The sequence below is a fragment of the Thiobacillus sp. genome (assembly GCF_013693775.1).
Lineage (GTDB): Bacteria > Pseudomonadota > Gammaproteobacteria > Burkholderiales > Thiobacillaceae > Thiobacillus.
This window is the reverse complement of sequence record NZ_CP059257.1, coordinates 2,839,295-2,851,873: the sequence shown is the minus strand read 5'-3', so window position 1 is coordinate 2,851,873 and position 12,579 is coordinate 2,839,295. Positions and strand designations below refer to the sequence as shown.

Genomic DNA, 12,579 nt, shown 5'->3' with positions numbered 1-12,579 from the left:
ACGATGAATGCCGAGAAAACCATCCACGACCTGCTGCGTCTGATGCTGGCGAAGAATGCCTCCGACCTGTTCATCACGGCCGGCTTTCCCNCAGCCATCAAGGTCGACGGCAAGATCACCCCGGTGTCGAACCAGAGCCTGACCCCCGCGCATACCAGCGAACTGGCGCGCTCGATCATGAACGAGCGGCAATGGAAGGACTTCGAGGCCACCAACGAATCCAACTTCGCGATCAGCCCGCCCGAGATCGGCCGCTTCCGCGTCAACGTCTTCGTGCAGCAGGGCCGCGTCGGCGTGGTGATGCGGACCATCAACACCAAGATCCCGAAGATGGAGGAGCTGAACCTGCCGCCGATCCTGCGCGACGTCGCCATGATCAAGCGCGGCCTGGTGATCTTCGTCGGCGGTACCGGTACCGGTAAATCGACTTCGCTGGCGGCGATGGTGGGCTACCGCAACGAAAACGCCGCCGACCACATCATTACGGTCGAGGACCCGATCGAATACGTGCACGAGCACAAGAAATCCATCATCACCCAGCGCGAGGTCGGCATCGACACCGACAACTGGTTCTCCGCGCTGAAGAACACCCTGCGCCAGGCGCCCGACGTCATCCTGATCGGCGAAATCCGCGACCGCGACACCATGGAATACGCGATCGCCTTCGCCGAGACCGGCCACCTGTGCCTGTCGACCCTGCACGCCAACAGCGCCAACCAGGCGCTCGACCGCATCATCAACTTTTTCCCCGAGGAAAAGCGCGACCAGCTGCTGATGGACCTGTCGCTCAACCTCAAGTCCTTCATCTCGCAGCGCCTGATCCCGAGGAAAGGCAGCAACGGCCGCGTCGCCGCGGTCGAGATCCTGCTCAACTCGCCGCTGATCGCCGACCTGATCTTCAAGGGCCACGTCCACGAGATCAAGGAAATCATGGCGAAGTCGCGCGAGCTCGGCATGCAGACCTTCGACCAGGCGCTGTTCGACCTCTACGAGGCCGGGATGATTTCCTACGAGGATGCGCTACGCAACGCCGACAGCCTCAACGACCTACGCCTGCAGATCAAGCTGCACGGCCAGGAAGCCAAGGGGCGCGACATGATGGCGGGGCTGGATCACCTCGATATTGTTTGAAGTATTGGGGATGTAAAACAAAACGGGGTGCCTGGCACCCCGTTTTTTATTGCTGATATTTGAAGAAATAGGCCGAGATTTTTTGGGTTTGAACGCGGCACGCTTGAACTCACTTCGGACTGTGCGGGTCCGGTGGAGTGATTCCGTTAGTGGTCATACCCAAGCCCACCCAAATATGAAGGGATCCTCATCAAGGATTGCACTCTTTCCTTTTCCTTGTCTGTTAAATGCCTGCATGCAAACGGATAGACATTCAGTAAGAATTCTTTTAATTGATCGAAGGCCTCGTCAGAGTAAATGGTTCCACGGTGCAATTCATTGAGGATCGAGATCACCCACTTGATGAACACCGTTGGCATCATCACATCTCCGATATCTTCCCATCCATCGGTCAATCCCTTTGTTTTTGACCGCAGGTATTGCGATAGAGCTTGGTCGCAATTACCTCTGCATGTCCAAAANATATGCTCGAAGTGCTCCGGCTCCTTTTCGTAATCCGTTCTTCTTCGTTGCCAGAGTGTAATTACGCCTTTGTCTTCTTTATCGAGAAGTTCTTTGCCACATACCTTANNTACCTTGCATTTCAACGAAGGCTCATCGGCGAAAATTTTTGCTGGCTCAGGGTTGTTCGTTTTCCAAGCCGCGAGTGATATGGGGAAGTATCGCTCAGCAACCTCTAATCCCCGGGCCGAATGAAGCAACTCTTTTTCAATTCTTTCCCTATCGTAGATCTGGAATTCAATACGATCCTTGATTCCTTCAAGAACACCAGAAAGCCCACTGCTGGAAAGAGTTGAGTAGAAGCCGATAAATCCGTCACATTTCTTTGACGCAACACGATCAACAATATTTCCATCATCTGCAGAGCTAACTGAGTTACCGCTGTGCGCTTTGTGCTTACAACTGACGAGCCAATGGACAATTGTCTCGCCGCCGACTCCGGTCCTTTTCTCTTCAACGATAAGGTCTGCGCCACCATCCGCTCCTCTGTCAGGGTGCGAAATGATTTTGTACCCCATGAAGGACAAAAANTCACGAGCAAATAACTCGAATGTGTCTTGGCGTCCTGTTGCTTTGTGGGCTTCAGGAATTTCTTTGAAATCTAAAACTGGCATTTCTTACAATTCCCACAAACAAGAGCAAATAGGGGCAGACACCATTATTGCGGGCCGGCTACAGCTTCTGGCTTTTCGCCTTCATCGACCCCGCAATCACCTTGTACTGCAGGAAACGCGTCTCGATCGGACCGTTGAACAGCGGGATGCGGCGGCTCGCTTTCAAACCGATCGCCTTCGGCAGCAGCGGGTCGCCGGAAATGATCCACGCCTCCCAGCCGGCGAAATTCTGCTTCAGCCAGTCGCCCAGCAGCGGATACCACTCGGCCAGGTCCTCGGCCTCGCCGATACGCTCGCCGTAGGGCGGGTTGGTGACGATGGTGCCGGTTGGCATCGGCGCTTTCAGATCGAGCACGTCGGACACCTTCAACTCGATCGCGTCGGCATAGCCGGCGGCGGCGAGGTTGTTGCGCGCCTTGTCGAGCACCCAGCGATCCTGGTCGGCGCCGAAAATCGGCAGGCGGCCAAGCGACTTTTCCTGTGCCTTCGCCTCGTCCTTGATGCGTTTCCACAGCGCCGCATCGAAATCGCGGTAGTGCTCGAAGGCGAAATGGCGGGCGCGCCCCGGCGCCCGGTTCAGCGCCATGTCGGCCGCTTCGAGCAGGATGGTGCCGGCACCGCACATCGGGTCCAAGAGCGGCGTGCCGGGCTCCCAGCCGGATAGCAGCAACAGGCCGGCGGCGAGGTTTTCCTTGATCGAGGCCGCGCTCGCCTCGCGCTTGAAGCCGCGCTTGAACAGCGGCTCACCGCTGGTGTCGAGGTAGAAGGTCGCAGCGTCCGGGGTGAGGAAGGCGTACACCGGCACATCAGGCGCTTCGGTGTCGACGCTCGGCCGCGCGCGGGTCTCCTCGCGGAAACGGTCGCAGATCGCGTCCTTGATCTTCAGCGTGATGAAGTTGAGGCTTTTCAGCGGCGCGTTCTGCGCGCCGACCTTGACCGCGATGGTCTTGCCGACGTCGAACCACTCGGGCCACGGCAGGTCGAGCGCGGCGCGGTAGATGTGCTCTTCCTTGCGGTAGCGGGTGTAGCCGACCTTGCGCAGGATGCGGGTGGCGATGCGCGAGGTGAGGTTGGCGCGCATTTCGGCGGCGGCGTCGGCCATGAACAGCACGCCGGCAGGCAGCTGGCGCACGACCTGCGCCCCGGCGGCGTTCAGTTCGGCGACCAGCAGTTCCTCCAGCCCGCGCGGGCAGGTGGCGAAATGGCTGGCAGGTGGCAGGGCCTCACGCTCGGGGCGGACGGGATGCGGCGCAGGTTTACGACGGGGCTGGTTTTTTGGGGATGAGGCTTCAAAAATACTTTCAAGAATGCTTAAAACGGTTTCAGCACCACCAGCAATACCACGATCAGCAGCACGATCACGGGGATTTCGTTGAACCAGCGGAACCATATGTGCGACTTGACGTTCTGTCTGGCTTCGAATGCACGCAGCAGGCCCTTGCAGACATGGTGATAACCGACCAGACCGGCGACCAGCGTAAGCTTGGCCCACATCCAGTTCATGCTGAACGGGAAATACGCCAGCCACAGCCCGATGCCGGTGGCGAGGGTCAGCCACATGATGGGGGTGACGAACCGATACAATTTACGCGCCATCAGCAACAAGCGGTCGTAGGCGGCTTCGTGGGTTTCCATCGCGAGGTTGACGAAGATGCGCGGCAGGTAGAACAGGCCGGCGAACCAGCTGACCACCATCACGATATGAAACGATTTCAGCCACAACATGGATAGACGCGCCTTCGTANAAAAATGGACACCGAGTCCGCTGACCCTGATTTTACTGGGTTTGGTCGCCTGGCTGTGGTTTCGCCCACCGGCCGAGGTCAGCGATGAAAACCATGCCGTCCCGCCCTGGCAGGTCACCTTGACCGACGGCAGCGCGCTGACCAGCGACGCGCTCAAAGGAAAGGTCGTGCTGGTGAATNTTTGGGCGACCTGGTGTCCCTACTGTCGCAAGGAAAAGCCGGTGATCGACGCCTTCTGGCAGGATTACCGCAGCCGCGGATTCGACGTCGTGTCGATCAGTGTCGACGACCCGCCGGAGAAAATCGACGCCTGGATGAAGGACAAGGGCTATACGTTCCGGGCCGCACCGACCAATGCCTCGGTGACCGCGGCGTTTGGCAACGTCTCGACCGTCCCGACCTCGTTCATCCTCGATGCCGACGGCCATATCCGTCACAAGGTCGCCGGACAGTTGCATTACNCCCGGCTGGAAAAACTCGTCGTGCCCTTGCTTCCCCGGACCAAACAGCCATGAGTGACGCGCGCCTCACCGAACTCGAAACCAAGCTCGCTTTTGCCGAAGACCTGCTCGAGACACTGAACCAGATCGTGGTCCGCCAGCAGGACCAGATCGACTCCTTGCAGCAGCAGCTGCGCCTGCTGAACGACAGGATGAAGGACAGCCGGCCCGACGAGACGCGCACGCCGCGCGACGAGATCCCCCGCACTATTAGAATTATTGGGGCGTCCATTGCGCATGACGAAATTCCGTTCGCCCTGAGCTTGTCGAAGGGCATTTCCGAGTGGGCACGGGGCCGCTTCGGCAAGCTCAGGACAGGCTTCGACAAGCTCAGCCCGAACGGTGGTGAAAAACATGTCGCGTTTTATGGAAATACCAATAGCTAGACCGCGATCTTCACCACCACCTTGCGGATCATGCCGGCACCGACCAGAGGCGCGTGCGCGTCGTCTGGAAAGAACAGGCAGAATGCGCCCGGCGGCGTGGCGATCCAGCTGGACGGCGCATCGTTAAAGAAGCGGATGTCGCGCGCGGGATCGTAGTCGGTCGCCGGATCGCCACACGCCGCGACCGGCTTCCAGCCCATCTCGTCGACGCCTGCCAGCACCAGCTGGATGTCGATGTAGCGCCGATGGCATTCCAACTTCGCCTCCGCCCGCGTGCGCCCCTCGCATGCCTCGACGATGGCGAAAATCTGCTCGCCCTGTACGTCGTGCTTGCCGGGGGCGAGCGCCATCAGATCAGTATCGCGCAGGAAGTCGAAGGCACGTTCAAACAGTGGATGGAGCGCGCGATAACGTTCGGCATGGGCAAGCGTGTCGAGAATCATAAGATGAGAAAACCGGAAGTGGATCGGGCGGGCCGTTGCGCATCATGCCTCCTTTCAGGCGTGTGCGCACACTCAACCAGCCGCCTTTTCCTTGGCGCGATACATCGCCTCGTCCGCCTCATGCATCAGGGCATCCAGCGTGGGCGTGGCATCGCTGCATGTCGCCACGCCGATGCTGATGTGCAGCCTGATGGGAACCGCGGCGCCGGGCACTATGACATCAATCGCCGCATGCAGGCGATCCAACAGCGCATCCAGCGGCGGTCCCGCCGGGGTGTCCGGCAGCAGCACCACAAACTCGTCGCCGCCCACCCGCGCCAGCAGGTCGGATTCCCGGCAGCACGTACGCAGCGTGTTGGCGACATAGACCAGCACGGCATCGCCGGCGGCATGCCCGTAGGTGTCGTTGATGGACTTGAAATCGTCGATATCGATATTCAGCAGGGTCAGCTGGCAGCCGCTGCGTCGGGCCAGCGCAAACAGGTCCTGTCCCCGCAGCTTGAACTGGCGGCGGTTAGCCAGGCCGGTGAGATGGTCATGCAGCGCCATGCTGCGAATACGCTGATGGGCCGACAGCGAGTAGGCCATGAGCGCGCCTGCCACGGCTGCGAGCACCCCCAGCAAGGCCTGCACCCACAGCCCATGTTCATCCGCCGGGGCAAGCGGGCACGCCGCCAGTTGCCAGCTCCCGCCCGGGATGACGACCTCCATCAACACCGCATCGGGGTTGTCAAACAGGGTGGCGTCTCCCAGGAAAACCTCGCCTTGCGCGCCCAGGCCATCCTTGCCGCGCAAGGCATAACGCACGTTGTCGCGCGTGTCGGACCGGATGCCGGCCCGTTCGAAGATGGGAAGCGGGTTGATCGCCACCGAGGCCAGCCCNCAGTAATGGGGCGAACCGTCAGGCCAGGTAAAGATGACGGGAATGCGGTTGATGATGCCGAGCCCNCCTTGCGCCAGCTCGATCGGTCCTGCCGTCACCGGGCGCTGCTCCCGCATCAGGCGCAGCACCGCGTCGCGCTGGGCGGGAACCTCGAGATAACGCAGGCCCAGCGCCTTTTGATTGCCCGCCAGCGGATAGATGTAGCGAATCACGTTGTCGGGCGCCAGCGCCACGCTGCGGATCGCCGGCTGCAGGCGGATCAGCGAAGCCGCGACCTGCGCCAGATCGGCCTGCGAAAAATCGGGCTTGGCGAGCACGAAGGTCGACAGACCGAGGCTCAGCGACAGCGTGGCGTTCAGTTCCGACTCGAGGCGTGAGCGCACGGTAGCGGCCTCGGCCTGCAGCACCGCGCGTTCGGCCTGATGGCGCCGTTCCTGATCCAGCCAGACAAACGTCTGCAGCAGCAGCCAGACCGCGCAGGCCACCAGCACCCCTGCCGCGAACGGCAGGCGGCGCAGACGGTCAGGCGGGCTGGGGCGCTCCACGCGCTGGCTCAGCGGCTGATGGGCTTGTAACGGATGCGCTTGGGCTTGGCACCCTCCTCGCCCAGGCGCTTCTTCTTGTCGGCTTCGTATTCTTGGTAGTTGCCGGGGAAAAAGGTCACCTGCGAGTCGCCTTCGAAGGCGAGGATGTGGGTGGCGATGCGGTCGAGGAACCAGCGGTCGTGCGAGATCACCAGCACGCAGCCGGCGAATTCCAGCAGCGCGTCTTCGAGTGCGCGCAGCGTCTCGACGTCGAGGTCGTTTGACGGTTCGTCGAGCAGCAGCACGTTGCCACCGGAAATCAAGGTCTTGGCCATATGCAGGCGGCCGCGCTCGCCGCCGGACAGATTACCGACGAGCTTCTGCTGGTCGCCACCCTTGAAGTTGAAGCGGCCGAGGTAGGCGCGCGACGGAATTTCATAGCGGCCGACGGTGAGGATGTCGCGGCCCTCGGCGACCTCGTCGAACACGGTCTTGTCGGCGGCGAGCGCGTCGCGGCTCTGGTCGACGTAGGCGAGCTTCACGGTCTGGCCGATCTCGACTTCGCCGCTGTCGGGCTTTTCCTGGCCGGTGATCATCTTGAAGAAGGTCGACTTGCCCGCGCCGTTGGGGCCGATGATGCCGACGATGGCGCCGGGCGGCACGCTGAAGCTGAGGTTGTCGATCAGCAGGCGGTCGCCGAAGGATTTCGACACGTTGTGGAAGTCGATCACCTTGTCGCCGAGCCGCTCGCCGACCGGAATGAAGATTTCCTGCGTCTCGTTGCGTTTCTGGTATTCGGCCGAGTTCAGTTCCTCGAAACGCGCCAGACGCGCCTTCGACTTGGCCTGGCGCGCCTTGGGATTCTGCCGCACCCATTCGAGCTCGTGCTTCATGGTCTTGATGCGCGCGGCTTCCTGCTTGGCCTCGGTTTCCAGACGCGCTTCCTTCTGCTCCAGCCAGCTGGTGTAGTTGCCCTTCCACGGGATGCCGTGGCCGCGGTCGAGTTCCAGGATCCACTCGGCGGCATTGTCGAGGAAGTAGCGGTCGTGCGTCACCGCCACTACGGTGCCGGGGTAGCGCACCAGAAACTGCTCCAGCCAGTCGACCGACTCGGCGTCGAGGTGGTTGGTCGGCTCGTCGAGCAGCAGCATGTCGGGATTCGACAGCAACAGCTGGCACAGCGCGACGCGGCGCTTCTCGCCGCCAGACAGGTTGCCGATCACCGCGTCCCACGGCGGTAGACGCAAGGCATCCGCGGCGATCTCCATCTGCGTGTCCAGGTCGGCGCCGGCCGTGGCGAGGATCGCCTCGCACTTCGCCTGCTCCTCGGCCAGCTTGTCGAAATCGGCGTCGGGCTCGGCGTAGGCGGCATAGATCTCGTCCAGCCGCGCCTTCGCCGCGACGATCTCGCCCAGCCCCGCCTCGACCGCCTGGCGCACCGTGTGCGACGGATCAAGCTGCGGTTCCTGCGGCAGGTAGCCGATGCGGATACCCGGCATCGGGATCGCTTCGCCCTCGATGTCCTTGTCGACGCCCGCCATGATGCGGATCAGCGAGGATTTTCCCGAGCCGTTCAGGCCCAGCAGGCCAATCTTGGCGCCCGGGAAAAANCTGAGGGAAATGTCCTTCAGGATCTGCCGCTTGGGCGGAACGATCTTGCCAACGCGATTGAGGGAATAAACGTATTGCGCCATGAAATAAACAGTCCAGAAAACTTAGTGAGAAGGGTCGCCGGGANNCAGGCATCGAACTCGCATTCCCTGTCCGGGCTGCGGTTGACGTAACGCCCGTCCGGGCAAAGCTTGACGTCGGTCGGGCAGACGAGCGGGCCGTCGGGCATCGCAGGCGGAGGCGGCCCGGCCGGCGCCGGTTTCCTGTTCCCTTGAGCGTGGGGCTGGGCGGGAAGCGTGTCGCACGCGGCCAGCATCAGCAGCAAGCCGGCCGCGACGAAAGTCCTGATCACGTCAGTTCCTTGTCGAGCAGGGCTTTCAGCTTGGCGAAATCGAGGTCGCCCAGTTTCTGTTCCAGGATGTGGCCATCCTTGCCGATGATGAAGCTGGTGGGCGTGAGCTGCACGTTGCCGAATGCGCGGGCATGCTCGCCGTTGACGTCGAGCGCCACCGGAAACGGCAGCTGGCGCGTCTTCGCGAAATTGGCGACGTAGTTCGGCGGATCGTAGCTCATCGCCACCGCGACGACTTCGAAGCCGCGGCCCTTGTATTGGTTATAGGTTTCGATCAGGTCGGGCATTTCCTTGACGCAGCCGGGGCAGGACGTCGCCCAGAAGTTGACCAGCACGATCTTGCCGCGCAGGTCGTTGAGCGTAATGGGCTTGCCTTCCAGTGTGGTGAACGTGGACGCAGGCGCCGTGGGCTTGTCGATCAGGGCATAGGCCAGCGCGCCCGCAATGGCGAGCACAGCCACGACGATGAGGAAGGGTTTGGCGAGTTTCATATGGATTCCCGGGAATTAAACGTCTTGATACGACCGCGCCAGCGCCACATAGTGCTGCGCGGAATAGCTGAAATAGGCAATTTCTTCATCGGTGAGCCGGCGCACCAGCTTGGCGGGGCGGCCCAGATAGAGATGGCCGGATTCGAGTACCTTGCCTTCCGGCACCAGCGAACCGGCGCCCAGCAGCACGTGTTTCTGCACCACCGCATGGTCCAGAATGATCGACCCCATGCCGATCAGACATTCGTCTTCGATGGTACAGGCATGCAGGATCACCGTGTGGCCCACCGTCACGCGCGCGCCGACGACCAGCGGCCCGCCTGCCGGGCTGAGCGGCGTCTTGTGCGACACGTGCAGCACGCTGCCATCCTGGATGTTGCTCGCCTCGCCAATGGCGATCGAATTGACGTCGCCGCGGATCACGGCACCCGGCCACACTGAGGCATCTCGCCCCAGGCTGACTTCGCCGATGACCGTGGCGCGCGGATGCACCCAGGCGCCGGTGGCAAGCATGGGGGCGGCGCCGTGATGCGGCGCCAGTCTGTCGGCATAAACATCGTCAGTCATAGGGTTTCAAACCGGGCTTGAAAATCAGGTATCCAGCCCGAAAGTATAATTCCCTCTCTCTTCCTTGTTGGTTATCGCCATGAATACCCCAAAGGGCAACAATCCTCTGCTCGATTTTTCCGGTCTGCCCCGCTTCGCCGAATTCAAGCCCGAATATGTCACCCCCGCCATCGACCAGCTGCTGGCCGATGCCCGCGCGGCCGTGACGCGGGCAGAGGCGGCCGACACGCCGGCCGAATGGGACGCTTTCGTCGCGCCGCTCGACGACGCCAACGAGAGACTTGGACGCGCCTGGGGCCAGGTGTCGCACCTGCATTCGGTAATGGATTCGCCCGAGTTGCGCGAGGTCTACAACGCCAACCTGCCCAAGATCACCGTGTATTACGCCGAACTGGGGCAGAACGAGGCGCTGTTCGCCAAATTCAAGGCGCTCAAGGCCAGCCCCGGCTACGCCGCACTGTCGGCGCCGCGCAAGAAGATCGTCGAGAATGAGCTGCGCGACTTCCGCCTCGGCGGCGCCGAGCTGCCCGCCGACAAGAAGGCCCGCTTCATGCAGGTCCAGGAAGAGCTGGCGCAGCTGTCGGCCAAATTCGAGGAAAACCTGCTCGACGCCACCAATGACTACCACCTCGTCATCGACGAGGTGTCCGAACTCGCCGGCGTCCCCGACGACGTGCTGGCGATGATGAAGGCGGCCGCCGAAGCGGACGGCGAAACCGGTTGGAAGATCACCTTGCAGATGCCGTTCTACCTGCCGGTGATGCAGTACGCCGACAGCCGCGAACTGCGGCAGATCCTCTACCGCGCCTATGTCACCCGTGCCTCCGAATTCGGCAAGCCCGAGCTTGACAACACCGCGCTCATCGCCCGCATTCTCAGGCTGCGGCGCGAGGCAGCGGAACTACTCGGTTTCGCGAGCTACGCCCAGGTGTCGCTGGCCGCCAAGATGGCCGACACCCCGGCCGACGTGCTGAAGTTCCTCGACGAACTGGCCGCCCGCGCCCGCCCCTATGCGGAAAAGGATTTCGACGAGCTGAAAGCCTTCGCACGCGACGAACTGGGATACGAAACGCTCGAAGCCTGGGACACTTCCTATGTCTCGGAAAAACTGAGTGTGGCGCGCTATAGTTTTTCCGACCAGGAGGTGAAGCAGTACTTCCCCGAACCGCGCGTGCTGGCTGGCCTGTTCAAGCTGGTCGAAACGCTGTACGGCCTGCACATCCGCGAAGACAGCGCACCCGTGTGGCACCCGGATGTGAAGTTCTATACGCTCACCGACCATGCCGGCCAGCGCGTCGGCCAGTTCTACCTCGACCTCTACGCGCGCTNNTCCAAGCGCGGCGGCGCCTGGATGGACGACGTCATCACCCGCCGCAAGACAGCGGACGGCATCCAGACGCCGGTGGCCTACCTCAACTGCAATTTTTCCGGGCCAGTCGGCGGCAAACCCGCGCTGTTCACCCACGACGAAGTCATCACCCTGTTCCACGAGACCGGCCACGGCCTGCACCATCTGCTGACGCAGATCGAGGAACTCGGCGTATCCGGCATCAACGGCGTCGAATGGGACGCAGTCGAACTGCCGAGCCAGTTCATGGAAAATTTCTGCTGGGAATGGGACGTGCTGAAGCACATGACGGCCCACGTCGACACCGGCGAACCGCTGCCGCGCGCCCTGTTCGACAGGATGCTGGCCGCGAAGAACTTCCAGTCCGGCCTGCAGACATTGCGCCAGATCGAGTTCGCCAGCTTCGACATGCACCTGCACGATGACTTCGATCCCAACGGCAAGCGCACTGCCCAGGACCTGATCGACGACATCCGCAAGAAGGTCGCGGTCATCGTGCCCNCGGCCTACAACCGCTTCCCCAACAACTTCTCGCACATCTTCGCGGGCGGCTACGCGGCGGGCTACTACAGCTACAAATGGGCAGAGGTGCTGTCCGCCGACGCCTATGCGCTGTTCGAGGACGAGGCCGAGGGCTACGGCGGCGTACTCAATCCCGAGGTCGGCCATCGCTTCTGGAGCGAGATTCTCGCCCAGGGCGGTGCGCGCCCGGCGCTCGAATCGTTCAAGGCCTTCCGCGGCCGTGAACCGACCATCGACGCCCTGCTGCGCCATAACGGCATGGCGTGAACGGGGGTGAAAGCCGTGCAAGCGGCCTTCGTTTCCCGGCTGCCCTTGGATCCCCTTCTGGATGTACGGGTAAAGCTCGGCGCCCTGATGTCCGTTAAGTCGGTTGATTACGTCTTAAGGGAGCACGGCATGAAAGCAGGATCCATCTTGATGGCGATGTGGCTGGCGGCGGCAAGTTTGTCGGCGGGCGCCGCCCAGCTGTATCAATGGAAGGACGCGCAGGGCCGCACGGTATATAGCGACCAGCCGCCCCCGCCCAGCATCAAAAACGCCCAGCAAAAGGCCTTCAAGGGCAACGTCATCGAAATCGGCGAGTCCTACGACGCCAAGACGGCACGCGAGAAATACCCCGTCACGCTGTATGCCAGCGCCTGCGGCATTCCCTGCGACCAGGCACGCCAACTGCTCACCCAGCGCGGTGTCCCGTTCAGCGGCAAGGATCCGCAAGCCAGCCCCGAAGCTCAGGCCGAACTGAAAAAGCTCACCGGCCGCCTGAGCGTGCCGGTGCTCGTCGTCGGCAGCGAGCGAATCGACGGTTTCGAAGCCGGGCAGTGGCAGGCCGCGCTCGATCGCGCGGGCTATCCCAAGGCGCCTTCGGGCGGCAAGCCGGAGACCGCCGCTGCACCGGTACCCGCACCGACGTCACAACCCGCACCCGCCGCACCCCATCCCTGAGCCTTCTTGCGTCCAAGGC

At 62.1% G+C, this 12,579-nt stretch carries 13 protein-coding genes; 5 read left to right on the top strand and 8 right to left on the bottom strand.

Annotation, left to right across the window (positions count from 1 at the left end; genetic code table 11):
* The first annotated feature begins 3 nt into the window (after positions 1 to 3).
* A complete protein-coding gene (locus HZY77_RS14030) occupies positions 4 to 1,131 on the top strand; it encodes a PilT/PilU family type 4a pilus ATPase (RefSeq protein ID WP_296816023.1) in 1,128 nt (375 codons plus the stop codon).
* A gap of 146 nt (positions 1,132 to 1,277) precedes the next feature.
* Here the strand turns inward: HZY77_RS14030 and HZY77_RS14025 are convergent, their stop codons facing one another.
* From HZY77_RS14025 to HZY77_RS14015, 3 genes are all read right to left on the bottom strand, one after another.
* Entirely contained in the window at positions 1,278 to 2,246 is a 969-nt protein-coding gene (locus HZY77_RS14025) for a restriction endonuclease (RefSeq protein ID WP_296816021.1), read from the bottom strand.
* Positions 2,247 to 2,304: 58 nt separating this feature from the next.
* Positions 2,305 to 3,378: a THUMP domain-containing protein gene (locus tag HZY77_RS14020; protein WP_296816018.1), complete on the bottom strand. Its 1,074-nt coding sequence runs from the start codon at positions 3,376 to 3,378 to the stop codon at positions 2,305 to 2,307.
* Between the two features lie 179 nt (positions 3,379 to 3,557).
* The gene (locus HZY77_RS14015; protein WP_296816015.1) at positions 3,558 to 3,971 is read right to left on the bottom strand and encodes a CopD family protein; all 414 of its coding nucleotides are present in this window, start codon (positions 3,969 to 3,971) and stop codon (positions 3,558 to 3,560) included.
* Here HZY77_RS14015 and HZY77_RS14010 point away from each other — a divergent pair.
* Both HZY77_RS14010 and HZY77_RS14005 read left to right on the top strand, forming a co-directional pair.
* Positions 3,970 to 4,506, top strand: a complete 537-nt coding sequence (locus HZY77_RS14010; protein ID WP_296816012.1) for a TlpA disulfide reductase family protein — start codon at positions 3,970 to 3,972, stop codon at positions 4,504 to 4,506. The genes HZY77_RS14015 and HZY77_RS14010 overlap by 2 nt on opposite strands.
* Positions 4,503 to 4,877 carry a SlyX family protein gene (locus HZY77_RS14005; protein WP_296816009.1) on the top strand — a complete coding sequence of 125 codons (375 nt, stop codon included), beginning with the start codon at positions 4,503 to 4,505 and terminating at the stop codon, positions 4,875 to 4,877. Before HZY77_RS14010 ends, HZY77_RS14005 begins: the two co-directional genes overlap by 4 nt.
* Here the strand turns inward: HZY77_RS14005 and HZY77_RS14000 are convergent.
* The 5 genes from HZY77_RS14000 to HZY77_RS13980 form a co-directional block, all read right to left on the bottom strand.
* Positions 4,874 to 5,320 carry a YhcH/YjgK/YiaL family protein gene (locus HZY77_RS14000; RefSeq protein ID WP_296816007.1) on the bottom strand — a complete coding sequence of 149 codons (447 nt, stop codon included), beginning with the start codon at positions 5,318 to 5,320 and terminating at the stop codon, positions 4,874 to 4,876. The genes HZY77_RS14005 and HZY77_RS14000 overlap by 4 nt on opposite strands.
* Before the next feature lie 72 nt (positions 5,321 to 5,392).
* Positions 5,393 to 6,748 (bottom strand): diguanylate cyclase, encoded by a 1,356-nt coding sequence (locus tag HZY77_RS13995; protein WP_296816004.1) that lies wholly within the window; start codon positions 6,746 to 6,748, stop codon positions 5,393 to 5,395.
* A gap of 8 nt (positions 6,749 to 6,756) precedes the next feature.
* A complete protein-coding gene (gene ettA, locus HZY77_RS13990) occupies positions 6,757 to 8,421 on the bottom strand; it encodes an energy-dependent translational throttle protein EttA (protein WP_296816001.1) in 1,665 nt (554 codons plus the stop codon).
* A gap of 265 nt (positions 8,422 to 8,686) precedes the next feature.
* Entirely contained in the window at positions 8,687 to 9,181 is a 495-nt protein-coding gene (locus HZY77_RS13985) for a TlpA disulfide reductase family protein (RefSeq protein ID WP_296815999.1), read from the bottom strand.
* Between the two features lie 15 nt (positions 9,182 to 9,196).
* On the bottom strand, positions 9,197 to 9,748 hold the full coding sequence (locus tag HZY77_RS13980; protein WP_296815997.1) for a gamma carbonic anhydrase family protein: 552 nt from the start codon (positions 9,746 to 9,748) through the stop codon (positions 9,197 to 9,199).
* Between the two features lie 79 nt (positions 9,749 to 9,827).
* Between HZY77_RS13980 and HZY77_RS13975 the strand changes: the two genes are divergently transcribed.
* Complete coding sequence (locus tag HZY77_RS13975) at positions 9,828 to 11,885, top strand: M3 family metallopeptidase (RefSeq protein WP_296815988.1); 2,058 nt, start codon at positions 9,828 to 9,830, stop codon at positions 11,883 to 11,885.
* Between the two features lie 129 nt (positions 11,886 to 12,014).
* Entirely contained in the window at positions 12,015 to 12,560 is a 546-nt protein-coding gene (locus HZY77_RS13970) for a glutaredoxin family protein (protein ID WP_296815983.1), read from the top strand.
* Positions 12,561 to 12,579: the final 19 nt, after the last annotated feature.